Here is a 22,873-nt window from a genome sequence, read left to right as displayed (position 1 = left end):
TAGCCGTACCTTTATCAGATACAGCAAATTGTTTTGCGCCCATATGAGGCACATTGTATCCTCACCTTCCATAATTTTTCGAGGGCTCTCACTCCCGACTTGCAGCGCTGACGCTTCAACAGGGCTGTACCCAGACCTCAAGCCGTCCGCCCTGCCCGCAAACTCCGCATCAGCCCCTTCGGCAAGAACAGCATCGCCAAGATGATGGTCAGCCCCGAAATCACCGGGTGGTAATCCGGCACCACGATGCGCGCCAGGTCGAACACCGCGTACATGACGAAGGCGCCGAGGATCGGGCCGAGCAGGGTGCCGGTGCCGCCGACCACCGTCATCATCAGCGGCAAAAGCATCCAGTCGAGGTCGAAGACGGAGTCAGGGCCGACATGGAAGATGTAGTAGGTGTAGAGGCTGCCGGCGACGCCGGCGATGAAGGCGCTGCCAGCAAAGGCGGCGACCTTGACCCTCAGCGTGTCGATGCCGTTGGCCGAAGCCGCCATCTCGTCGTCGCGCACGGCGATCAGCGCCAGGCCGTAGCGCGAGCGCATCAGCAAGCGGATGGCAAGCGCCGTGCCCACCATCAGGCCGAGCCCGACCAGATAGTGCGGCAAGAGCGTATCGAAGGTGCCGGCGGGCGCCACGACGCCGAAGGCGCCGCCGGTGAAATCACCGCCATTGATGAACATCACCTTGATGATCTCGCCGAAGCCGAGCGTGCCGAGCGCGAAATAGTCGCCGCGCAGCTTTGACAGCAGCGGCAGGCCGATGATGATGGCGGCGACGGCCGCGACCAGCCCGCCCAGCATCATCGTCACCGGGTCGAAATAGTAGATCCGCGGATAGGCGTCATAGAACGTGCCCCAGAGATAATTGCCGCTCCACAGAATGGCGGTGGTGTAGGCGCCGAGCCCGAAGAAGGCATGGTTGCCGAGGCTGATCTGGCCGCCGAAGCCGGCAACGAGGTTCCAGCCTTGCGCCATAGTGGCGTAGATGAAAACGAAGAACAGGAACGAGAAGGCGTAAGAATCGATCGCGCCGGGCAGGAGCGGCACCAGCGCGAGGGCAGCGACCACGGCAATTGCGATCCCAATCCAGAATTGTTCCGGCAAGGCTTTCATCATCATGACGCTCAAGCCTTCTTGTAGGGCCGGCTGAACAGGCCTTCCGGCTTGAACATCAGCACCGCCAGGAACACGCCGTAGGCGATAGCGTTGGTCCAGCCGCCCGAGATGAAATACTGCACATAGGCTTCGATCAGGCCGAGGATGATGCCGCCGGCAAGTGCGCCCGCGACATTGCCGATCCCGCCCAGCGCCAGCGCCACCAGCGCCTTGAGGCTGAAGATGAAGCCGGCGAACGGGTTGAACGGGAAAGTCGTCGCCACCGCGACGCCGGCCGCTCCGGCGAGTCCGATGCCGATCGCGAAGGCGACGGCGTTGACGCGGTGCGGGCTGATGCCCATCAGCGTCGCCGCCTCCATGTCCTCGGAGGCCGCGCGCACCGCCTTACCAACCAATGTCTTGCGCAGGAATAGCACCACCAGGCCGGTACCGGCGAGCGCAATCACGAAGCCCATCGAGCGGGTGAAGGAGGTGCGCACGCCCAAAATCTCGATGCCGCTCGCCGTGTAGGAGGTGACGATGGCCGCGGTGTTGCCGCCCCAGATAACCGTCATCAGGTTCTGGATCAGGAACATCAGACCGACCGCGATCAAGAGTGAGATGTTGCGGTCCTCCGCTGCCGCCGCGCGGCGAAACAGGCCTTGGTAGACCAGCCAGCCGACGACGAGCCCGACGGGCACGACGATCAGCAGCGACGCGAAAGGGTCGATGCCGACGCCGTAGAACAGCGCCCGTACGAAATAGGCGGACAGGATGATCATCGCGCCCTGCGCCAGAAAGATCAGCCGCATGGTGCCGAAGATGAGGCTGAGGCCCACCGCCGCAACGCCGTACATGGCGCCGCCCAGCGCGCCGTTGAGCGACAGCTGCAGCAGGATTTCGGGAGGCGGAATGTTCTGCATCATTGCACCTCCAAGACGCCCATATAGGCCTTCTGGATTTCGGGATCGGCGATGAGCTCGGCACCAGTGCCTTGCATGGCAAGCTCGCCGGTTTTCAGCACGAAGGCATAGTCGGCGACCTTCAGTGCCTGATGGATGTTCTGCTCGACCAGGAGGATGGTGACGCCCTGCTTGTGCAAGGTCTCGATCAGCGCGAACATCTGCTGCACCACGATCGGGCTGAGCCCCAGCGACGGCTCATCGAGGATGAGCAGCGACGGGTCCGACATGGTGGCGCGCGCGATCGCCAGCATCTGCTGCTCGCCGCCGGAGAGCGAACGGGCCTTCTGCCCTGCCCGCTCCTTTAGCCGCGGAAACAGCGTGTAGGCTTTCTCCAGCGACTGCTTGAAGCGCTTCCGCACCTTGGGTTGGAAGGCGCCGAGCTCGAGGTTTTCCAGCACGGTCATCTGCCGGAACAGGCCGCGCCCTTCCGGTACATGCGCGATGCCCATCGCCGCGATCTCCTCCGGCGCCTTGCCGGCCAGCGGCGCGCCGGAGAGGAAGATCTCGCCGCGCTTCGGCTTCAGCAGACCGGAGATGGTCTTCAGCAGCGTCGTCTTGCCCGCGCCGTTGGCGCCGACAATGGCGACGATGCTGCCGGCGTCGACGTGGATCGACACGCCCCACAGCGCTCCGACGTCGCCATAGGCGACTTCCAGATTGGTGACGTCAAGCAGCCGGTTCGCCAAGATAGGCCTCTATCACTTTGCGGTTGGCGACGATCTCGCGCGGCGTGCCGTCGGCGATCTTCTCGCCATGGTCCAGCACGATCACCCGGCTGCATACCTTCATGATGGCATCGACCTTGTGCTCTACCCACAGGATCGAGACCCCCTTGTCTGTGCGCACGCGGCGGATGACATCGACCGTGCGCTGGATCTCGGTCGGGTTCAGCCCCGCCATCGGTTCGTCCAGCAACAGCAGCCCCGGGCTGGAGGCAACGGCTCGCGCGATCTCCAGCAGCCGCCGGTCGGACAACGTCATATGCGCGGTGCGGACATCGCGCTTGGCGGTCAACCCGACCAGTTCAAGTGCCTCCTCGGCGGCTGCCGTCGCATGCTTGACGCGGCCGCCCGAGCCATAGACGGCACCTACCATGATGTTCTCGAAGGCCGTCATGGTCAGGAACGTGCGCACCAGCTGGAAGGTGCGCGCAATGCCGAGCCGGCAGATGCGATGCGGGGCCGTGCCGGTGATGTCCTCGCCACGGAAGCGGATACGGCCCTGGGTTGGGGTGTAGAGCGCGGTAATTACGTTGAACAGTGTCGACTTGCCGGCGCCGTTGGGACCGATCAGCCCGATCAGCTCATTGGCTCCGACGGCGATGTCGATGTTGTTGAGCACGACAAGCCCGCCGAACCGCTTCTGGATCGCCTCGAGGCGAAGCAAGGTTTCGTCAGGCTGCATCGTGTGTTTCCGTTTCTCGAGGGGAAGCTATCCGCGCAATCTATCGAGGTCAGCGCCGCCCTCATCGCCCTGCCGGCCTTCTCCCCGAGTAGGACGGGGAGAAGGGCAGGCGGCAACGTCGGAGCCCGTGCCCTCGCCGCTCAGCGCTTGTCCCAGGCCGGCGCCGGCTTGTAGGTCCAGTTGCCATTCGGGAAGATCAGCTGGTGCTTGCCTTGCCACCATTGCGTGGCAACGCTGGGGATCAGCGCAAAGCCGGTCTGGTCGAATTTGAGATCGCCGACGACGGTGTCCTTGAATTCCTGGTTGAAGACCGCGTCATGCAGCGCGGCGGCATCGGTGGTTCCCGCCTTTTCGATCGCCTGCGCCAGCACCTGCGCATTAGCGTAGAAGGCGCCGACTGTGACGGAGTCCTTCTTGAATTCGGCCTCGTAGCGATCGCCGAGTTCCTTGGCGCCGCGATAGGGATAGCTCGACGACCAGAAACCGTCGGTCATGATGTAGTCCGAATCCGCTCCGAGCGCTTCGTGGAACTCGCCCGTCCAGGTGCCCTTCCAGCCATGCAGATAAGGCACGGAGAAGCCGAGCTCCTTCATCTGGCGCAGCAGCGTCACCGTGTCGGCCGGCGAGCCGAACACCAGCATGGCGTCGACATTGGCGGCCTTGAGCTTGGTGATCAGCGCCGAATAGTCGGTGGCCCCGATCGCCCAGGGATCGTCGACCGCGAAAGTGTAGCCATATTTCTTGGCCGCCGCCTCGAAGGCGCCGCCAAAGCCCTTGCCGTCGGGCGAATCCTCGGTGACAAGTGCCGGGTTCTTCGGCTTCTCATTGGCCGGCAGCTTGTTCCAGATCTCGAATGGCACCTCGGCGCCCGGCCCCGGGTGGAAGAAGAAGAGGGCCGAGTATTTGAGCTTCAACGGCTGCCACTCGAACGGGAACGCCGTCGTGATCATGTAGAACTTCTTGTATTTCTCGGCGACGATGGCACCGGCGATGTTCATCGGCCCGGAATGGGTCGATAGCAGCGCGTCGACCTTCTGCACCTTGATGAGGTTTTCCAGCGCCGAGGCGACCTTGCCTTCCGAGCTTTCGTCGTCGGCGACGACGAGGCGCACCGGCAGCTTCTTGCCGGCCGACTTGAGCATGATGCCGCCGGCCTTGTTGATGTCGGCCACCGCTTGCTCATAGGCCCATTTCTGCTCCTTGCCGTCGCCGGCCAGCGGCCCGGTCAAGGAGATCGGAGCGCCGATGACGATCTCGTCGCCGGCGGCATTCGCGACTCCTGTGCCGCCGGCCGCAAGTGTGGTCGACAGCACCAGGCCCGCCAGCATTGCCTTCAGATTGTTTCCCATTGCATCCTCCCAGGTTGTTTCATCGGCCGGACGCATCGGCGCCCGCCCGCATGCCTCAGACCGTCGCTGCCGCGACCAGCCTGGTATCGGTGAACTGCTCGAAACTCACGGCTTTACCGTCGTCCATCTCCCAGACATGGACGACGCGCGCCGACATTTGCTTGCCGGTCGTCCTGTAGGTGCCCGAATAGGTGCCGATGCCGACGATGGTGGCGCCGCCGTCGACCAGTCTTTCGAGCTTCAGCGTGTAGCCGTCCCACTCCTCGCCGATGCGCTTGAAGACCCCCGCTATGATGGCGTCGGGGCCGACATAGGTGCCGGCATAGGGGAAGCCCGCCATTTCGGTCCAAGCGGTGCGGCTGGTGATTGGCGCCATCATCGCAGATAGGTCCTTGGCATCGGAACCGGCGTAATGGGCCTTGATCGCTTCGTAGTTCTTGTTCATCGCGTTCTCCCGCGCGGTCAGACCGGCGCCTTGCCTTCGTCGTAGACGGTTCTGGATTTCTTCTCGATGTGAGCGCCGGCCGGCTTGTTCTCGACCTTGCCCAGGCTAGTCACGCCGAGGAATTTCCCGGTCGAGCGCATGACGTCCCAATTGTAGAAGAACAGCGAGGCGACCGGGATGATGAACTCGCGGAAGCCGAACACATATTGGTTGTCGGCAAACTTCCAGGTGGTCGCCAGGTCGACGTCGCCATGGCCACGCTGGATGCCGACGAGGTTCTGCCAGGCATAGCGCTCGGAGCTCAGATAAATGTGCTCGTAGACGTGGTTGGGGCTGTATGTGTAGTGCGCGGTGAGCCCGATCAGGTCCCGGGTCGGCGCCGGCTTGATACCGGTCGGCGCGTTGCTGGGATCCCCGAGCACGCCGGCCGACCAGGTCTGCGCGACGCGCGGCTCGCCGGGCGCTTCGCCTGCTTCACGCACCCGTTCGCGCACCGACAGCACCCGGCGCGTGCTTGTGTTGACGATGTAGGCCTCATCCTCGGTCGGCCGGGCGGCGAAAGTCATGTTGATGAAGAACACGTTGGCGGCGACTTCGAGCGCCTCGTACCAGTCCGCGCCGGCCTCGCTGCCCTCGCTCCACGCGACCGTGTCGGGCGACGTGAAGGCAAGGTCGATTGTGCGCCCCGTGTCGAGCGTGATCTTGAAGGTCTGGCCGCGCAACGCTGATGTCGTCGCCAGCCGGTTGGTGGCGATGCCGGCGGCGAAATCGTCGAAATGCTTCCAGTCCGCCGGCCTGTTCTGGTCGTTCATCGCACTCTCCCAATCAATCGACAAAAGCTAATGTCGGCAGGTCGACGACGGTGGCGCCGCCATCGACGGTCAGGATCGAACCGTTCATCATGGCCGCCTCGCTCGAAGCGACGAAGCAGACGACGTTGGAAACCTCTTCCGGTGTCGCCGGCCGGCCGAGCGGGACGTCCCTGGTCACCAGCCGGTAGGCATCGTCGATCGAGCCAAGTCCGTGCTTCTCGACGATCACCGCCATCTGTTCGTCGGCCATGTCGGTCGAGACCCAACCCGGGCAGATGATGTTGGTGCGCACGCCCTTGCGGCCATAGTCGCGCGCCAGCGATTTGCCGAAGCCGATGCAGGCATGCTTCATGGTGACGTAGCCGGCGGCGTCCGGGCCGGCAAACAGGCCGGCGATCGAGGCAACGACGACGATGTTGCCCTTCCGCGCGATCAGGTCCGGCAGGCATTCGCGGGCGCAGACGAAAGCGGTGTCGAGATTGGTGCGCGTCGCCAGGCTCCAGGTTTCGTCGCTCATCGAAATCGTCGGGCCGACACCATGGCCGCCGGCATTGGCGACGAGGATGTCGACCGGTCCGATTTTTTCATGCACTTCGGCAAGCGCCGCACGCACCGCCTTCGGATCGGCGGCATCGCCCTGCACCACCAGACCGCCAATATCCTTGGTCACAGCTTCCAGCGGCTCGCGCCGCCGGCCCATCAGGACCACCTTGGCGCCGTCGGCCGCCATGCGCCTGGCCACCGCCGCGCCGATCCCGGTGCCGCCGCCGGTAATGAAAGCCGTCTTTCCCGAAAATCGCATTGTTCCATCCCGATTGGTAAGCGCGCCGGCTATGTGCCGATCTTCGCTGGGAATAATGCGGCACCGGCCAATCTGCGTCTTGTCCGAGCGAGAACTTTGTTTTGACTGAGTGCGCACTTTGCGCCCTGTCCGATGAAGTGCCGCGCGACCTTGCGCGCGGCACTCGCTCGCCGGATTACTTTTTCACCGCTTCCAAATCCATGACGATGTCGACATCCGGTCCAAGGCCGAAGCCGGCCGCGGCCTTGGCCATCGGGAAGTCGGCCGTACTGACCTTGCCTGTGGCGCTGAACGCCGCCTTGGTCAGCGTCGCATCCCACGGCGCCGGCGCCTCGTTGATCAGCGTCACGTCGAGGGTGATCTCTTTGGACACACCGCTGATGGTGAGATTGCCGGTGACCTTGCCGGTCTTGTCGCTGACCTTCTCTACCTTGGTGCTTTCGAAGGAGATCGCCGGGAATTCGGCGGCGTTGAAGAAGTCGGGGCCTTTCAAATCGCTGTCGCGCTGGTCATAGGCGGTGTGCACCGAGCCGACATCGATCTCGGCCTTGACGCTGCTTTTCGATGGATCGGCCTTGTCCATCACGATGGCGCCCTTCACCGCATCGAACTGGCCATGCGCGATGCCGTAGATGCCGTGCTTTATGGTGAAGGTGATCCAGGCGTGCTGGCCGTCGATCTCGTAAGTGTCGGCATGTGCTGCCGATGCGAATGCGCACACCGAGGCAAAGGCCAACGCGGCCGTCAGTTTTCTCATCGTCACGTAACTCTCCCCATTGTTGGTTGTCGTTCTTTGGCTCAGGAAAAGCCGAGGGCGGCTCCATGCGGCGCCCATAGGATCGCCGTCAGGATGGCCAATATCGCCGGTGTGGCGATCAGCAGACCGGCAATCGGCGGCCGCAACGGCCGGACGCCGGGAACAAGGCCCCGCAGCGGACCGGGCATCAGCATGGCCACGATCAGCGGCAAGGATGAAAGCACCAGCGCGACCGGATTAGCCTTCGGCGCCAGCAGCGCGACCTGGATCTGCACGGTGGCTGCGGCGTAGATAAGCAGCAGTTCAGTGCCCTTGCTCCAGGCAACGGCGGAGCCTCCGCGCAGCACTGTGATGTACTGGACAAGACACCAGCCGCCGGCGAGCGCGGCAAGCGATCCCAGCAATTGCCCGGTGACGATCGAGGCGCCAAGCACCGAGATGATGGCGCCGGCCAGGCAAAAAGCGAGCATCGCCGCCGGCACCAGGAACGGCGCTTCGGCGGACGACGATGGCGAGGACCGCGCCGACAGCAGCATCGCGGCGCCGACGATCGCCAACAGGCCGGCGATGAGGGCGGCGACCATCTGCAGGTCGAGTGAACCGCCGGCCAGGCGGCGCCAGCCAAGCCACAGCAAGGCTACCGCAAGCGCGGCGGCGACAAGCTTGCCCGCAACGGCAGCGCCCAACAGGCGTTCGGGCAACAGGCCCACGACGATGCCGCCAGAGGCGAGATAGATCAGCTTCTGGCTGGCGGCGACCGGCGGCACCACAGGCGGCCCGAGCGTGTCCCAATAGAAGAACAAAATCAAAGCGGCCCACAGCAGAGAAAGCACTGATCCCGGCAGTGCGACCCTTGCCAACAGCGCCATCACCGTGCCGAGCGCGAGTGGCAGCGCAGCAGTGGTGACCATCGGATTGCCCAGCAACGCACTCAATCGTCGACACCTCTTTGACAACCGGGAAGCCTGCGCAAAACACGCTGCTCGATGCGACTTTGATCTAGGCCAGTCGACTGCGGGGCGTCTTGTCCAAGCGGGAACTTTGTTTTGACTGAGCGTGCACTGGCACCATCAGCCGCTTGAAGCCAGCCGACACGCTCCATAACCCTGATGCAACGTGTTCACCAGCAATCGAGGAGGATGGCGTGAACGAGAGAACCGTGCCGCCGATCAGCACTGCTGCCGCCGCTTTCCTGGCGCGTCCGCACCGGCCCTTCATCAATGGACGCTTTGTTGACGGCTTGGCGGGAAATGGCCTCGCTGTCGATGATTCCGCCTCCGGCGAGATCGTCGCGCATGTGCCCGAGAGCGGTCCCGAACTGGTCGACCAGGCGGTGCGTGCTGCGCGTGCAGCCCTTGAAGGCCCGTGGGCCTCAATGCGGCCGGTCGACCGCCAGAACCTGATGCTGAAGCTCGCCGACGCCATCGAGGCCGATGCCGATCTCTTGGCCGAGATCGAAAGCATCGAGAACGGCAAGTCGCTAGGTGTCGCCCGCATGCTTAGCGCCGGCGGCAGCGTCGACTGGCTGCGCTATTATGCCGGGTGGGCGACCAAGATCGAGGGCTCGACCTTCCAGGTGTCCATTCCGGTGCCGCCTGGCGCCAGGCATCAAGCGATGACCATAATGGAACCGGTCGGCGTCGTCGGCGCCATCGTGCCGTGGAATTTCCCGTTGCTGATCGGCATGTGGAAGATCGCGCCGGCGCTCGCCTGCGGCTGCACCGTGGTGTTGAAGCCGCCGCAGGAGACGCCGCTCGGCCTGCTCAGGCTCGCAGAACTGATCAAGGCGTCAGGCTTCCCGCCCGGCGTCATCAACATCGTGACCGGCAGCGGCAGCGTCACCGGCGAGGCGCTGATCCGTCATCCCGGCATCGACAAATTGACCTTCACCGGTTCGACGGAAGTGGGAAAACGCGTCGGCCACGCGGCCGTCGACCATGTCGCCCGCTTCACGCTGGAGCTCGGGTCGAAATCGCCGATGATCCTGCTTGCCGACATGGAAGAGGGCATTGAGCCCCTGGTCGCCGGGCTCGGCATGTTTTTCAACCAGGGCCAGGTCTGCACCTCGGCCTCGCGGCTGCTGATCGAAAAGTCTATCTACGAACGCACGCTGGCGCGGCTGGCCGAGATCGCCGATGGCATGACACTGGGCGCCGGCCGCGATGCCGAAGCCCAGATCAACCCACTGGTCTCGGCCAAGCATCGAAGGAGCGTCGAGGGCTTTGTCGAGCGCGGCCTGGCGGCCGGCGGCGAACGTGTCAGCGGTGCGCGGCCGGTGCCGGCCAGGGGCCACTATGTCGCGCCGACCATCCTGCACAATATCAGGCCCGACATGGAGATCGCGCGTGAGGAGGTGTTCGGTCCGGTGGTGGCGGCGATGCCTGTCGCCGATCTCGACGAGGCGATCCATATCGCCAACGACACGCGCTATGGCCTGTCGGCCTCGATCTGGACCCGCGACATGGGCAAGGCGATGACCGCCGTCCACGGCCTCAAGGCCGGCACGGTGTGGGTCAATTCGCATAACACGCTGGACCCTGCGGCACCCTTCGGCGGCTTCAAGCAGTCCGGCATCGGCCGCGAACACGGCCGCGCGGCGATCGACGGCTATCTCGAGACCAAGACCGTCATCATGCGCTACGCCTGACGCCATGAACGCTGCGTACGACTACATCATCGCCGGCGCCGGCTCGGCCGGCTGCACGCTGGCCAACCGCTTGGTCAATACCGGCAAGCGCGTGTTGATCGTCGAAGCCGGGCCGGCCGACAATTCGCGCTTCATCGACATGCCCGCCACCTTCGCCAAGGTGATCGGCACGGCGCGCAGCTGGATCTACGAATCCGATCCCGAACCCAGCGTCGGCGGCCGCCGGCTACCGGTGCCGCAGGGCCGCACGCTGGGCGGCGGGTCGTCGATCAATGCCATGCTCTATGTCAGGGGCCAGCCGCAGGACTATGATGACTGGCGCGACCTTGGCTGTCCCGGCTGGGGCTGGGACGAGGTGCTGCCGGTGTTCAGGCGGCTGGAGCGCAACGAGCGGCTGGCCGGCGATCGCCACGGCACCACCGGACCGCTGCCCGTCTCCGATCCCCGCCATCGCCATCCGCTGTCTCTGGCCTATGTCAGGGCCGCGCAACAGGCCGGCTATCCCTTCAATGACGACTTCAACGGGGACAGGCAGGAAGGCGTCGGCTTTTACCAGACGACGACCGCGAATGGCGAAAGACAATCGGCGGCAAAGGTGTTCCTGAAGCCGTTGGCAGGCAATGCCAACCTCACCGTCGTCACCGATGCGCTTGTCACCGGCGTGACATTGGAAAACGGTGCGGCAAGCGGCCTCGCCTACACCACATCGGACGGACAGACCCATACAGCGACGGCGGAAGCCGAAGTGATCCTCACATCAGGCGCGCTGGCGACGCCGAAGCTGATGATGCTGTCGGGACTGGGGCCAGCCGAACATCTGACCGCGCTGGGCATTCCCGTCATCCGCGACATGCCCGCGGTCGGCCGCGACCTGCAGGATCACGTCGCGGCTCCCGTCTATGCGCTGACGCGCCAGCCGATCTCGCTGCTTGGTGAGGACCGTGGCCTGCGGGCGCTGCGCCACGGCCTGCAGTACCTCATGTTCCGCACCGGCCTGCTCACCTCGAATGTGGTCGAGAGCGGCGGCTTCTTCGACGCCGATGGCGATGGCCGTCCCGATATCCAGTTCCACGTCCTGCCGGTGATGATCGAGAGCGCCGAACACGGCTCGATCGAGCGGCACGGCATGGAGATCAATCCTTGTGTGCTCAGGCCGAAGTCGCGCGGCACGGTCAGGCTGCGCTCGCGCGATGCGGCCGATCCGATCCGCTTCACCACCGGCTTCCTGTCCGATCCGGACGATCTCGCCTTGCTGCTGGCCGGCATGAAGATCGCCCGCACCATCCTGCGCCAGCCGGCGCTGCAGGCCATGGTGGCGGAGGAGCTTTCGCCGGGCGCGGCCGCGGATCTTCCTGACCAGGCGATCGTCGGCCACATCCTCGAACACGCCAAGACGGTCTACCACCCATCGGGAACCTGCCGGATGGGCAATGACGACAGTGCCGTGGCCGATCCGCGGTTGCGCGTCCGCGGCGTGCCGCGCCTGCGGATCTGCGATGCCTCGGTCATGCCCAGGCTCATCAGTGGCAACACCAACGCGCCGGTGATCATGATCGCCGACCGCTGTGCCGATTTCATCCTCGGCAGCGCTTAGCGAGAAACGGTCAGCCGAGAGAAATCCAGGCCGTTTTGAGATCGGTGTATTTGTCCAGCGCATGCATCGACTTGTCGCGACCGAAGCCGGACTGCTTGACGCCGCCGAGCGGCACGGTGATGTCGGCGCCGCCATAGGTGTTGACGTGGACGACGCCGGCATTGATGTTGCGCACCATACGATGCGCCGTGGAGAGGTTGGCGGTCCACACCGCCGAGGCAAGGCCATAGACCGTCGAATTGGCAAGCCGCACCGCCTCTTCCTCGGTCTCGAAGCGCATCACGCCGAGCACCGGCCCAAACACCTCCTCGCGGGCGAGTTGCATCTCTTGCGTCACGTTCTCGAAGATCGTCGGCGCCATGTAGCTGCCGCCGGTTTCGGCCAGGATCCGTCCGCCGCCGGTGACCAGACGGGCGCCTTCAGCTGTCGCCCGTTCGACGAAGCCGAGATTCTTGTCCAGCTGCTCGGCGCTTGATACCGCACCGACGTCGCTCGTCAGATTGAGCGGATCGCCGACCTTCAGCCGCGTGGTCGCTGCGAGGAGCTCGTCCATGAAGCGGTCGTAGACCGACGCCTGGACGAGCAGGCGCGAGCCGGCAACGCAGACCTGGCCGGAATTGCGAAAAATGCCGTTGGCCGAGACGATTGCGGCCTGTTTCAGGTCCGGGGCGTCGGCAAAGACGATGTTGGGCGACTTGCCGCCGAGTTCGAGGAAGACGCGCTTCAGATTGGAACGCGCCGCATACTCAAGCAGATGCCGGCCGACCGGCCCCGAGCCGGTGAAGGCTATGGCGTCGACATCCATGTGCAGACCGAGCGCCTCGCCGGCAACCGCGCCACGGCCGGTAACGACGTTAAACACACCGGCGGGAAGCCCGGCTTCGGCAGCGAGCTCAGCCAGCCGCAGAAGCGTCCGCGAAGCGACCTCGGGCGGCTTGACGACGATGGAATTGCCGGCAGCCAGCGCCGGCGCGATCTTCCAGGCGCCGATCATCAATGGGAAATTCCAGGGTACGATGACGCCGACAACGCCGAGCGGCTCCTTGTGGATCAGCCCGAGCACATTCTCGGCCGTCGGCGCGATCTCGCCATAGACCTTGTCGATAGCCTCCGCGTAGTAGCGGATGGTGCCCGCGGCCGATAACGGCTCGGCCTTGTAGGCCATGCCGATCTCGGTGCCGTTGTCGCGGACGCCAAGCACCGCCAGTTCATCGACATGCTTTTCGACCAGCTCGGCTAACTTCGTCAGAATCTTCTTGCGGAAGGCGGGGGCGGCGCGCGACCACGAGCCCTTCTCAAACGCCTTGCGCGCCGACGCCACGGCGCGATCGACATCGACGGCGTTGCCGTCGGCGATGCTGGCGAACGGGCGGCCATCGATCGGCGAGATCACGGGCAGCGTGGCGCCACTTGCACCTGCGGTCTGCGCACCATCGATGAAGAGGTTTCGCACGCCGACCTCGGCCTTGCGCAGCATATCGATGGTGTTCTGGTTGATCATTGGGTACCGGCTCCGAAGGCGACATGCAGGGTGGTTGGCGCGCGAAATTCCCAGCCCCGGAACACCGGTTCCTTGCCTGGCACCAGCCGCAGATCCGGAAACCGTTCCAGCAGAAGCCTTACCGCGAGGCACATCTGCTCGCGCGCAAAAAACCGACCCGAACAGAAGTGATGGCCAAAGCCGAAGGCAGCGTGGTTGCCTTCATCACGAAGGATGTCGAAACGGTCGGGATCGGAGAACCGGATTTCGTCGCGGCTGGCCGAGGAGACGAGCGCGGCGACTGGCGCGCCCGCCGGGATCGTCACGCCGCCGAGCTCGACCGCGCGCGTCGTCTGGCGCGTCTGCGTGCCGATCGGCGCGACCCATCGCAGACCCTCGTCGACCGCCTTCGGCACCAAGGTTTCCAGATCGTCCAGCACCTGCCGCATCTGCTCGGGATGCGAAAGCAGGCCGGCAAGTATGGAGCCGGCGCCATGGCCGGGCTCCTGCATGCCACCGAGCAGGATGACCTTGATGCTCGGCATCACGAAGTCGATGGCGCGGGTCGCACCCTGCGGCATGCCGTCGTGCAGTATGTGCGACAGGGCGGAGTCGTCAGGCGCGTGGACAAGCCTCTCCAGCGTCGGCAGGATGGCGGCGCCAACCTCGGCGCTGATCGCATCGGCGATTTCCTGGCGCTTCGGATCGTTCTCGAAATTGATGGCGCCCTGGGCAAGGCCATAGAACCAGCGCCGCAAGGTCGGCATGTCGATGTCGGCCAGCCCGAGCGAGCGCGCCAGGCTGAGCGTCGACACCGGCTCGAAATACTCGGCCATCAGTTCCGCCGCACCCTGCTCGGCGATCCGGTCGAGATAGGGTCCGGCGATCGAGCGCACGAGATCCCCGGCATAGGAAGCGACGGTGCGCGGCCGGTATTTCGGGTCGACGCCCTGGCGCAGATCCTTGTGGACGTCTCCGTCGGTGGTCAGGATGGTCGGCTTGCCGAAGGAGCGTTCGACCGGGGATGTCCCGACAACCGCGGAGAAGATGTCGGGCGACTTCGCGACCGTTTCGACATCCTTCCAGCGGGTGACGAACCAGAGGTTGACCGCCGGCACGAAAGCGACCGGCGCGTTGCGCCTCAGTTCAGCATAGATCGGATACGGATCGGCTTCCAGCGCCTCAACGGTGATGCTCTCGGCAAAGCTCAACGCCGCTACTCCCCTAGGGTGAAGAAGGGGGCGGCGTCATGCGCCGCCCCTCTTGATCTCAGTCCTTCAAAGGCTGTCCAAGCTCGGCGAAGGCCACCGGATCCCGGCTCTTCAACGCGCTCGCCAGCACAAGGCCAACCACGGCCGCGATCAGCACCAGCGCCGGCAGGAACACGCCGAGGAACCCGCCAGCACCGGACAGGCCGCCGAAATTGATGACGATCAGGTAGATGATGATGACGAAGGCGATGAAGGTCAGCCCCGGCAGGATTGTGGTCTTCACCGCGTTCTCCTGACTGGACGGGTTGGCACGGAAGAACATCACGACGGCGAGCGAGGCCACCGCCATCATCACGATGACGCCGAGAGTGGCAACGTTGGTCAGCCACGAAAACAGCGCCAGCACCGGGTCAAGGCCAAGCACGGCGAAGAGCCCGACGACGACAGCGGCAAGCACGCTCTGGATGACCGAGGCGACATGCGGGCTCTGGTGCGTCGAATGGGTCACGCCGATGGTCCGCGGCAGGAGCTTCTCGCGGCCGGAAACATAGATGTAGCGGGCGACCGCATTGTGGAACGCCAGTACGCCGGCAAACAGGCTCGACACGAACAGGATGCTCATGGCGTGCGAGAGCATCGTTCCGGCGTAGCGGTCGGACAGGCCAAACAGGAACGTGGTCGGATCCTGAAGCCCCTGCAGCGCCGGCAGCAGCTTGTCAACGCCGGCACCGACCGCCATCAGCCATGCGGTGACCATGTAGAAGACGCCGATCAGGATGACGGAGAAATATGTCGCCCGCGGAATGGTGACCTTGGGGTCGCGCGCCTCCTCGGCATAGATCGTCGTTGCCTCGAAGCCGATGAACGCGGCAAAGCAGAACAGGATGGCGATCGCCGGCGCGCCGCTGGTGATCTGGCTCCAACTGAACGGCGCCGCTGACAGTCCACTATCGCCTCCGGTCTTGACGATCGCCATGTCGAGGATCAGCACCACGACGTATTCGGCAAGCACCAGAACGGTCAGGATCTTGGCCGACAGGTCGACCTGCCTGTAGCCGAGCACGGCGACGATGGCGATGGCGACGAAACTCCACGCCCACCAGGGCAAGTTGATGCCCCAGCCGGCGAACAGCCCGGCGGTCGCGGCACCGAGAAGGCCCATGACGCCGATCTGCATGGCATTGTAGGACAGGATTGCGATCAGCGCCGTGGCGCCGCCGGCGAGACCGCCGAGCCCGCGCGCCGCATACGCATAGAAGGCGCCTGCATTGCCGACATGGCGCGACATGGCGACATAGCCGACCGCGAACAACAGCAGCAGCAGCGTCACGATCAGATAGGTGCCGGCAAAGCCCGCGCCATTGCCCATCAGCATGCCGAGCGGCGTGCCGCCAGCCACAGCCGTCAGAGGCGCCGTTGCCGAGATCACCATGAAGGTGATGGCGCCAACGCCAAGGCTGTTCTTCCTCAGCCGGTTCGCTTCGCCGGCTTCAATTGTCGTCATCTTTCCCTCCAATTCCGCGCTGCGGAAGCCAAGTGTCCCTGAAATGTCGAGGCCCTGTTTCGGGCCGCCTTGTCGTTTCATTATTTGCAACGACATTTCGAATATAGACTTGCAAAGGAACCGGCTTCCTGTCAAGTTAATTCGCACGTTAAGTATCAGATGGAGGATCAGATACGCATGGGTACGGTGAGCAAGGCCATCACGCTGCTGGAAATGCTCGGTCGCGGCGAGCCCGAGACGGCGTTGGCTGACCTCGCCCGGCGCGCCGGCCATGACAAGGCAACAACGCGCCGGCTGCTGGTCTCCCTGATAGCGCATGGGCTGGTCGAGCAGGATGAAGCCACGCGTCTTTACCGGCTGGGCGCCGGTGTCGCGCGGCTGGCGCTGATGCGCGAAGCCCAGTTCCCCTTCCTGCGCATGGCGGTGCCGGTGGTCGAGGCGCTGGCGGCGGAAACCAATGAGACGGTGCACCTGTCGGAATATTCGAAGCGCGGCCTGATCACAGTCCATGTCGTCGAATCGACCAGGGCCAATCGCGTCAGCGTGCAACTCGGCGAGGTGCTGCCGATGCATGCGACGGCTTCTGGCATTGCGTTCCTGGCGTTCACGGAAGAGCGTATCCGAGACGCTGTTCTGGCCGGACCGCTGCCGGCCTTCACGCCCCACACAATAGGCGACGCGAAAACACTTGCCGAGCATGTCGCCGCCGCCCGCGCGCGCGGGCACTCGACCGGCTCGCAAGGCTTCGAGGAGGGCGTGCTCAGCGTCGCGGCGCCGATCCTCGGCGCCGACGGTTTTGCCATTGGCATCATCGCCGTCGCGGCGCCTAAGGTGCGGGTCCAGAAGGGCGAGATCGAGCGCTATGGCGCCAGTGTGGCGGCGGCTGCGCGCGTTATCAGCGAGCGGCTTTTCGGACGGCAGGGCCAGCCGGGCCTCAAGCGAGCATGACAACAAATACCCCTGCAAGGAGATTGACTGTGGAGGAGACACGCCGAATCCTGGTTATAGGCACCGGTGACACCAAGGCCGACGAATTGCTCTTCATGCGCGAGCGCATCGAGGCGGTCGGCGGTGTCGCCGTGATGATGGATGTGAGCGTGCTCGGCGATCCGCCCCACCAGCCGGCGCATGACAAGCATGCGGTGGCTCAAGCTGCCGACACGACCATCGAGGCGATCATCGCCAGCGGCGACGAGAATTCGGCGATGACGCTGATGGCGCTCGGCGCCTCGCGGCTTGCCCGCGCACTCTGCGACAAGGGCGAAATCCACGGTTTCATCGCGCTCGGTGGCTCGATGGGCACCGACCTTGCGCTTGACGTCGCGCTGGCGCTGCCGCTCGGCGTGCCGAAATTCGTCATCTCGACCATTGCCTATTCACATCTGCTGCCACCAGAACGGATCGCCACAGACCTGATGATGATCCTGTGGGCGGGCGGTCTCTATGGCCTCAACAGTGCCTGCAAGGCGGTGCTGTCGCAGGCCTGCGGAGCGGTGGTGGGTGCCGCGCGCGCCGTCGTTAAGCCGGACGCGACGCGGCCCAGGATAGGCATGAGTTCGCTGGGAAAAAGCTGCCTGCACTATATGGTGACGCTGAAGCCGGAGCTGGAGAAGCGCGGCTATGAAGTCATCGTCTTCCACACCACCGGCATGGGCGGCCGGGCGCTTGAGGCGATCGCCGCGCAACGCGGCTTCGTCGCGGTGATGGATTTCAGCCTTCAGGAACTCGCCAACCAGCTGACCGGCTCGGTGGTGAATTCGGGCTCCGACCGGCTGGAAAATGCTGGTCGGCAAGGCATCCCTCAGATCGTGGCACCTGGCGCCGTCGACATGGTGGATTTTCCGACCTGGCAAGCAGTGCCTGCCCGTTTCTTCGAACGGCCGTACCATGCGCACAACCGCCTGCTCGCCTCGGTGACATCAGACGGCGAAACCCGCAAGGAGATCGCGCGCGCCATCGGCGAGAAGCTCGCCGCCGCAACCGGGCCGACCGCCTTCATCCTGCCGGCAGGCGGCATCCAGCAATGGGACCAGGAGGGCGAGCCGCTGCACGAACCGGAGGCGCTGTCGGCCTTTGTCGAGGAGATGCGCTCGAGCGTGCCCGGCAATGCCGAGTTGCACGAGATATCAGGGCACATCAACGACGCCGCCTTCAGCGCCAAGGCACTGGAGATCTTCGACCGCTGGGTCGCCGAAGGCATTGTGCCGCTGGGCGCGCCGGAAGGAACTCAAGCTGCATGAGCGGGCCATCGCCAAAGGCGCTGGTGCTTGATTTCGGCGGCGTCGTCACCCGCACGCTGTTCGAAACGCACGCGTTGACCGAACGCGCATTGGACTTGACGCCCGGCATGCTCGGCTGGCGCGGGCCGTTCGATCCGGCATCCGACCCGCTGTGGCGTTCCATGCAAGCCGACGAGATCAGCGAGCGCGACTACTGGAAGACGCGCACGCGTGAAGTCGGCCGTCTCGTCGGCGAGGACTGGGACGACATGTCGACTTTCGTGCAGCGGGCGCGCGGCGCCGACCCGCAAGCGGTGGTGCGGCCAGAGGCGGAACGAGCGATCCGTGCGGCGCATGAAGCTGGCATCCGGCTCGCCATCCTCTCCAACGAGCTCGACTTGTTCTACGGCAACAGCTTTCGCGAGCGCCTGCCGCTGCTGTCGCTGTTCGAGACCATCATCGACGCCACCTACACGCACATCCTGAAACCCGATCCGCGCGCTTATGCGATGGTGAGCGAAGCACTGCACTTGCCGCCCGCGGCTTGCGTCTTCGTCGACGACCAGAAGCGTAACGTCGACGGCGCGGTCGCCGCCGGCATGCTGGCCGTGCATTTCGACGTCGCCCAACCGGGGCAAGGCTATGCAGCGGCGCTCGGCCATTTCGGCGTTGCGGCCTAAGAATTCAAGAAACGGAGTTCCCACCGATGCGCGACATCAACTTCCTCACCGAGAACAACGCCAAGCCGATCTGGCATCCGATGGCGCATCCGGCCGAGATGCGCGCGACGCCGCCAAAGATCATCATGAAGGGCGAAGGCGTCTCGGTCACCGATGCCGAAGGCCGCACCGTCCTCGATGCAGTCGGGGGCCTGTGGAACGTCAACCTCGGCTACAGCTGCGATCCGATCAAGAAGGCGATCGCAGCACAACTCGACGCCCTGCCCTATTATTCCGGCTTTCGCGGCACCTCGACCGGACCGTCGATCGAGCTTGCCTATGAGCTGTGCGACTGGTTCGCTCCCGAGGGCATGGTACGGACCTTCTTCACCTCCGGCGGCTCGGACTCGGTCGAGACGGCACTGCGGCTGTCGCGGCAATACTGGAAGATCAGGGGCCAGGGCGACCGGACGAAGTTCCTGGCGCTGAAGAAGGGCTATCACGGAACGCATTTCGGCGGCGCCTCGGTCAACGGCAATGCCAATTTCCGGCGCAACTACGAGCCGCTTTTGCCCGGCGTCTTCCACACACCGGCACCATGGACCTACCGCAATCCGTTCGACGAGACCGATCCGGCGAAGCTGGCGAAACTCTGCGCGCGGGCGATCGAAGACGAGATCGCCTTCCAGGGCGCCGACACGATCGCCGCCTTCATCATGGAGCCAGTGCTCGGCGCCGGCGGTGTGATCGTTCCGCATGAGAGCTTCATGCCGATGGTGCGGGCGATCTGCGACCGTCACGACATCCTGCTCATCGCCGACGAGGTGGTGACCGGCTTCGGTCGCACCGGCGCCTGGTCGGGCTCGCGGCTCTCCGGAGTGAAGCCGGATTTCATGACCATCGCCAAGGCGATCACCTCAGGCTACTTCCCGCTCGGCGCCACGCTGATCAGCGCCAAGGTTGCCGACGTCTTCGAGGCCGACAAGACCAGCTTCGGCTCGATCGGGCACGGCTACACCTATTCCGGCCATCCGGTCGGCTGCGCGGCGGGGCTGGCCACACTCGCCGAGACCAAGCGGCTTGCCGTCAACGAGAATGCGGCGGCGCGCGGTGTCGAGCTCGGCAAGGCGCTGGAGGCGCTGAAGGCGAAGCACGCTTTGGTTGGCGATGTGCGCTACCAAGGGCTGATGGCGGCGCTCGAACTGGTTTCCGACCGTGCCGCCAAGAAGCCGGCCGACAAGAAGACGATGAATGCCGCCGCAGAGGCCGCCTACAAGGCCGGCGTCATGCTGCGCGTCTCCGGCAACACCATCATCCTGTCGCCGCCGCTGGTGATCTCGTCCGCCGATGTGGCAAAGATCGCCGAGGCTCTCGACGCCGGACTGACGGCAGCCGCCTGAGCGACGGTGACGCTCAGTCCTGACCGAGCCGCAGGCGTCGCCACGCCGCCGGCGAGAGGCCGACGGCGGCGCGGAAGAAGCGCGAGAAATAAGCCGGGTCGTTGAACCCGGTCTCATAGGCGATGTCCTCGACCGGGCGCACGGTGAACAGCAGCAGGCGCTTGGCCTCGACCAGCCGCCGCTCACCAACCGCCTGGCGTACGCTCGCGCCGAGCACCTGCCGCGCTGCCTTGTCGAGCAGATGGCGCGTGGTGCCGAGCGCGGCGGCATAGCGCTCGACCGGCCAGTCGTCGCGAAAGTGTCGGTCGATCAGACGCCGCAGCCGGCCGCCCAGCGCCACCGTCGCCGGCACCGCGACAGCATGCGACTGCGCATCGAGGCGGGCGATGCCCGACAATGCCACGGCGATCAGCGGCGGCAGGATTTTCTCCATCCCGGGCAACCTGTCGGCATATTCCGCTTGGATCATCGTAACCGTATCACCCAACCTTTCCCAGAGGGCCGTTTCACCGCGTCCGGTGACGAAGACCGGCTGGTCGAGCGGCAGCGCGGACTGCTCAGCGATCGCCGCAAGGGCAGCATCGGCGACCGAGACAACGATGGCGTCGGCGCCCGTCTCGATGCTGAATCCGTGGACCACGCCGCTCGGCATGAAGCTCACCGTCGGCGCCGAAAAACTCCAGGTCTCGTCTTCGATCCGATAAATGCCGCTGCCGCCGGTCCAGAAGGTGATCTGCGCCATTTGCGGGTGCTTGTGCGCGAGAACCTGGCCGCGATGCACGGAGGCACGCGCAAGAACAGTCTCGACATGCAGGAATCCGACGTCGAGCGCACGCGCCGGTTCGCCGTAGACGAAGAATTCGGGAATGGCAGTCTGGCTCATCACGGCGAAAAAATCCAAGTGGTTCTATACTTTCGTCCATAAACCTTTGTCACGACGATCGCTACAGTTGACGCGTTAAAGGAGGATCATGATGCGATCGGAAGATTTCCGGGCCGACACGAAACGGCCGTTTACCGGTGCCGAATATTTGCAGAGCCTGCGCGACGGGCGCGAGGTCTATATCAATGGCGAGCGGATTGCCGACGTCACCACCCATCCGGCGATGCGCAACTCGGCGCGCTCGCTGGCCCGCCTCTACAATGCCTTGCACGATCCGGCGCGGCAGGCGGTGCTGACCTCGCCGACCGACACCGGTTCTGGCGGCTACACGCACAAATATTTCCGCGTCGCCCATTCCGCCGCGGATCTCGCCGCACAGCAGACCGCCATCGCCGACTGGTCGCGCATGTCCTACGGCTGGATGGGGCGCACGCCCGATTACAAGGCAGCACTTATGAACACGCTCGGCGCCAATGCCGAGTGGTACGGCCCGTTCAGGGACAATGCACTCGCCTGGCACAAACGCGCCCAGGAAGCGGCCCTGTTCATGAACCATGCCATCGTCAACCCGCCGATCGACCGCCACAAGCCGGCCGAGCAGGTGAAGGACGTGTTCGTGCACATCACGAAGGAGAACGACGCCGGCATCTGGGTGTCCGGCGCCAAGGTGGTGGCGACGTCGTCAGCGCTCACCCATTACAATTTCCTGGCGCAGAGCTCGGCGACGGTCACCGAGGACCCGTCATTGTCGGTGATGTTCATCGTGCCTATGAACGCGCCGGGGATAAAGATGTTCTGCCGCGTCTCTTACGAGCAGACGGCGAACACGGTCGGCCATCCCTTCGACTATCCGCTGTCGTCTCGTTTCGACGAGAACGATGCGATCCTGGTGCTGGACAATGTCTTCATCCCCTGGGAGGACGTGCTGGTGCTGCGCGATGCGCAGAAGATCCTCTCCTTCCACCCGGCGTCGGGCTTCATGCACGGCTATTGTTTTCAGGGCTGCACGCGCTTCGCCGTCAAGCTCGACTTCCTCGCAGGCCTGCTGGCGAAGGCGCTGCGCGCGACGGGCGGGGATGCCTTCCGCGGCAACCAGGCGGCGCTCGGCGAAGTAATTGCGCTGCGCCACATGTTCTGGAGCTTTTCCAACGCCATGGCGCACAAACCGATCCCATGGGCGAACGGCGCCGTGCTGCCCAATCTCGAGGCGGCGCTCGCCTATCGCACTTTCATGTCGGAGGCCTATCCGCGCGTTATCGATACGGTGCGCCGAGTCATCGCTTCGGGGCTGATCTACCTGCCGTCCTCGGCAAAGGATTTCGACAATCCGGAGATCGACAAGTACCTTGCCCAGTACGTGCGCGGCTCCAACGACATGGGCCATGTCGAACGCATCAAGATCATGAAGCTGCTGTGGGATGCGACCGGCACCGAGTTCGGCGGCCGCCACGCGCTCTATGAGCTCAACTATGCCGGTGCGCCGGAAGAGGTGCGGCTGCAGGTGCTGAAGGGCGCTGAGCGCGGCGGGCGCCTGAGGGCGATGGAGGAACTGGTCGACACCTGCATGGCCGACTACGACGAAATGGGCTGGACCGGCGACACCTGGCTGCCGCCGCTGCCGGCTGGCGCAAGCTGAGGTCCCGGC

Annotated in this window: 21 protein-coding genes; 7 read left to right on the top strand and 14 right to left on the bottom strand. The window is 64.6% G+C overall.

Annotation, left to right across the window (positions count from 1 at the left end; translation table 11 throughout):
- Positions 1-137 precede the first annotated feature (137 nt).
- From NKH28_RS23220 to NKH28_RS23175, 10 genes are all read right to left on the bottom strand, one after another.
- On the bottom strand, positions 138-1,121 hold the full coding sequence (locus tag NKH28_RS23220; RefSeq protein WP_352980521.1) for a branched-chain amino acid ABC transporter permease: 984 nt from the start codon (positions 1,119-1,121) through the stop codon (positions 138-140).
- Positions 1,122-1,126: 5 nt separating this feature from the next.
- Positions 1,127-2,023 carry a branched-chain amino acid ABC transporter permease gene (locus NKH28_RS23215; protein ID WP_352469658.1) on the bottom strand — a complete coding sequence of 299 codons (897 nt, stop codon included), beginning with the start codon at positions 2,021-2,023 and terminating at the stop codon, positions 1,127-1,129.
- Complete coding sequence (locus NKH28_RS23210; protein WP_502906654.1) at positions 2,020-2,748, bottom strand: ABC transporter ATP-binding protein; 729 nt, start codon at positions 2,746-2,748, stop codon at positions 2,020-2,022. Before NKH28_RS23210 ends, NKH28_RS23215 begins: the two co-directional genes overlap by 4 nt.
- Positions 2,729-3,466 carry an ABC transporter ATP-binding protein gene (locus tag NKH28_RS23205; protein WP_027027454.1) on the bottom strand — a complete coding sequence of 246 codons (738 nt, stop codon included), beginning with the start codon at positions 3,464-3,466 and terminating at the stop codon, positions 2,729-2,731. The genes NKH28_RS23210 and NKH28_RS23205 overlap by 20 nt, the downstream gene beginning before the upstream one ends.
- 140 nt (positions 3,467-3,606) lie before the next feature.
- Positions 3,607-4,815: an amino acid ABC transporter substrate-binding protein gene (locus NKH28_RS23200; RefSeq protein WP_352980520.1), complete on the bottom strand. Its 1,209-nt coding sequence runs from the start codon at positions 4,813-4,815 to the stop codon at positions 3,607-3,609.
- 55 nt (positions 4,816-4,870) lie between these two features.
- Positions 4,871-5,260, bottom strand: coding sequence for a nuclear transport factor 2 family protein (locus tag NKH28_RS23195; protein WP_352980519.1), 390 nt, complete (start codon positions 5,258-5,260; stop codon positions 4,871-4,873).
- 17 nt (positions 5,261-5,277) lie between these two features.
- A complete protein-coding gene (locus tag NKH28_RS23190; RefSeq protein WP_352469654.1) occupies positions 5,278-6,072 on the bottom strand; it encodes a MoaF C-terminal domain-containing protein in 795 nt (264 codons plus the stop codon).
- Positions 6,073-6,085: 13 nt separating this feature from the next.
- Positions 6,086-6,874, bottom strand: coding sequence for an SDR family NAD(P)-dependent oxidoreductase (locus NKH28_RS23185; RefSeq protein ID WP_352469653.1), 789 nt, complete (start codon positions 6,872-6,874; stop codon positions 6,086-6,088).
- 175 nt (positions 6,875-7,049) lie between these two features.
- Positions 7,050-7,631, bottom strand: coding sequence for a YceI family protein (locus NKH28_RS23180; RefSeq protein WP_352539477.1), 582 nt, complete (start codon positions 7,629-7,631; stop codon positions 7,050-7,052).
- Positions 7,632-7,672: 41 nt separating this feature from the next.
- Positions 7,673-8,566: a hypothetical protein gene (locus NKH28_RS23175; RefSeq protein ID WP_352767504.1), complete on the bottom strand. Its 894-nt coding sequence runs from the start codon at positions 8,564-8,566 to the stop codon at positions 7,673-7,675.
- 209 nt (positions 8,567-8,775) lie between these two features.
- Between NKH28_RS23175 and NKH28_RS23170 the strand changes: the two genes are divergently transcribed.
- Together NKH28_RS23170 and NKH28_RS23165 are read left to right on the top strand one after the other, a co-directional pair.
- Entirely contained in the window at positions 8,776-10,278 is a 1,503-nt protein-coding gene (locus NKH28_RS23170; protein WP_352767506.1) for an aldehyde dehydrogenase family protein, read from the top strand.
- Between the two features lie 4 nt (positions 10,279-10,282).
- Positions 10,283-11,872 (top strand): GMC family oxidoreductase, encoded by a 1,590-nt coding sequence (locus tag NKH28_RS23165; RefSeq protein WP_352980518.1) that lies wholly within the window; start codon positions 10,283-10,285, stop codon positions 11,870-11,872.
- Positions 11,873-11,882: 10 nt separating this feature from the next.
- Here NKH28_RS23165 and NKH28_RS23160 read toward each other — a convergent pair whose 3' ends face one another.
- The 3 genes from NKH28_RS23160 to NKH28_RS23150 are packed head-to-tail and all read right to left on the bottom strand — an operon-like array spanning position 11,883 to position 16,067.
- Positions 11,883-13,373 carry an aldehyde dehydrogenase gene (locus NKH28_RS23160; protein ID WP_352980517.1) on the bottom strand — a complete coding sequence of 497 codons (1,491 nt, stop codon included), beginning with the start codon at positions 13,371-13,373 and terminating at the stop codon, positions 11,883-11,885.
- Positions 13,370-14,563, bottom strand: coding sequence for a cytochrome P450 (locus NKH28_RS23155; protein WP_352469647.1), 1,194 nt, complete (start codon positions 14,561-14,563; stop codon positions 13,370-13,372). The genes NKH28_RS23160 and NKH28_RS23155 overlap by 4 nt, the downstream gene beginning before the upstream one ends.
- A gap of 58 nt (positions 14,564-14,621) precedes the next feature.
- The gene (locus NKH28_RS23150) at positions 14,622-16,067 is read right to left on the bottom strand and encodes an APC family permease (protein WP_352980516.1); all 1,446 of its coding nucleotides are present in this window, start codon (positions 16,065-16,067) and stop codon (positions 14,622-14,624) included.
- 159 nt (positions 16,068-16,226) lie between these two features.
- On the opposite strand from NKH28_RS23150, the gene NKH28_RS23145 reads away from it, so the two are divergent.
- Genes NKH28_RS23145 through NKH28_RS23130 form a run of 4 tightly spaced genes read left to right on the top strand, consistent with a single transcriptional unit; the run spans position 16,227 to position 20,345 of the window.
- On the top strand, positions 16,227-17,015 hold the full coding sequence (locus NKH28_RS23145; protein WP_352980515.1) for an IclR family transcriptional regulator: 789 nt from the start codon (positions 16,227-16,229) through the stop codon (positions 17,013-17,015).
- A complete protein-coding gene (locus tag NKH28_RS23140; protein WP_352980514.1) occupies positions 17,012-18,307 on the top strand; it encodes a Tm-1-like ATP-binding domain-containing protein in 1,296 nt (431 codons plus the stop codon). Before NKH28_RS23145 ends, NKH28_RS23140 begins: the two co-directional genes overlap by 4 nt.
- A complete protein-coding gene (locus NKH28_RS23135; protein WP_352469643.1) occupies positions 18,304-18,966 on the top strand; it encodes an HAD family hydrolase in 663 nt (220 codons plus the stop codon). The genes NKH28_RS23140 and NKH28_RS23135 overlap by 4 nt, the downstream gene beginning before the upstream one ends.
- 26 nt (positions 18,967-18,992) lie before the next feature.
- Positions 18,993-20,345 carry an aspartate aminotransferase family protein gene (locus NKH28_RS23130; protein ID WP_352503133.1) on the top strand — a complete coding sequence of 451 codons (1,353 nt, stop codon included), beginning with the start codon at positions 18,993-18,995 and terminating at the stop codon, positions 20,343-20,345.
- Between the two features lie 13 nt (positions 20,346-20,358).
- Here the strand turns inward: NKH28_RS23130 and NKH28_RS23125 are convergent, their stop codons facing one another.
- Positions 20,359-21,228, bottom strand: coding sequence for a helix-turn-helix domain-containing protein (locus NKH28_RS23125; protein WP_352980533.1), 870 nt, complete (start codon positions 21,226-21,228; stop codon positions 20,359-20,361).
- A 91-nt stretch (positions 21,229-21,319) separates the two neighbouring features.
- On the opposite strand from NKH28_RS23125, the gene NKH28_RS23120 reads away from it, so the two are divergent.
- On the top strand, positions 21,320-22,864 hold the full coding sequence (locus tag NKH28_RS23120; RefSeq protein WP_352469821.1) for a 4-hydroxyphenylacetate 3-hydroxylase N-terminal domain-containing protein: 1,545 nt from the start codon (positions 21,320-21,322) through the stop codon (positions 22,862-22,864).
- Positions 22,865-22,873: the final 9 nt, after the last annotated feature.

Origin of the sequence: Mesorhizobium sp. M1227, from assembly GCF_040318315.1 — a bacterium.
Classification (GTDB): Bacteria; Pseudomonadota; Alphaproteobacteria; order Rhizobiales; family Rhizobiaceae; genus Mesorhizobium.
Note: the sequence above shows the minus strand (reverse complement) of the source record. Positions and strands in the feature narration are given on the sequence as shown.

Coding starts and splice junctions, on each gene's coding strand:
- NKH28_RS23220 (WP_352980521.1), bottom strand. CDS start 1,121: ATGATGATGAAAGCCTTGCCGGAACAATTCTGGATTGGGATCGCAATT.
- NKH28_RS23215 (WP_352469658.1), bottom strand. CDS start 2,023: ATGATGCAGAACATTCCGCCTCCCGAAATCCTGCTGCAGCTGTCGCTC.
- NKH28_RS23205 (WP_027027454.1), bottom strand. CDS start 3,466: ATGCAGCCTGACGAAACCTTGCTTCGCCTCGAGGCGATCCAGAAGCGG.
- NKH28_RS23200 (WP_352980520.1), bottom strand. CDS start 4,815: ATGGGAAACAATCTGAAGGCAATGCTGGCGGGCCTGGTGCTGTCGACC.
- NKH28_RS23195 (WP_352980519.1), bottom strand. CDS start 5,260: ATGAACAAGAACTACGAAGCGATCAAGGCCCATTACGCCGGTTCCGAT.
- NKH28_RS23190 (WP_352469654.1), bottom strand. CDS start 6,072: ATGAACGACCAGAACAGGCCGGCGGACTGGAAGCATTTCGACGATTTC.
- NKH28_RS23185 (WP_352469653.1), bottom strand. CDS start 6,874: ATGCGATTTTCGGGAAAGACGGCTTTCATTACCGGCGGCGGCACCGGG.
- NKH28_RS23180 (WP_352539477.1), bottom strand. CDS start 7,631: ATGAGAAAACTGACGGCCGCGTTGGCCTTTGCCTCGGTGTGCGCATTC.
- NKH28_RS23165 (WP_352980518.1), top strand. CDS start 10,283: ATGAACGCTGCGTACGACTACATCATCGCCGGCGCCGGCTCGGCCGGC.
- NKH28_RS23160 (WP_352980517.1), bottom strand. CDS start 13,373: ATGATCAACCAGAACACCATCGATATGCTGCGCAAGGCCGAGGTCGGC.
- NKH28_RS23150 (WP_352980516.1), bottom strand. CDS start 16,067: ATGACGACAATTGAAGCCGGCGAAGCGAACCGGCTGAGGAAGAACAGC.
- NKH28_RS23145 (WP_352980515.1), top strand. CDS start 16,227: ATGGAGGATCAGATACGCATGGGTACGGTGAGCAAGGCCATCACGCTG.
- NKH28_RS23140 (WP_352980514.1), top strand. CDS start 17,012: ATGACAACAAATACCCCTGCAAGGAGATTGACTGTGGAGGAGACACGC.
- NKH28_RS23135 (WP_352469643.1), top strand. CDS start 18,304: ATGAGCGGGCCATCGCCAAAGGCGCTGGTGCTTGATTTCGGCGGCGTC.
- NKH28_RS23130 (WP_352503133.1), top strand. CDS start 18,993: ATGCGCGACATCAACTTCCTCACCGAGAACAACGCCAAGCCGATCTGG.
- NKH28_RS23125 (WP_352980533.1), bottom strand. CDS start 21,228: ATGAGCCAGACTGCCATTCCCGAATTCTTCGTCTACGGCGAACCGGCG.
- NKH28_RS23120 (WP_352469821.1), top strand. CDS start 21,320: ATGCGATCGGAAGATTTCCGGGCCGACACGAAACGGCCGTTTACCGGT.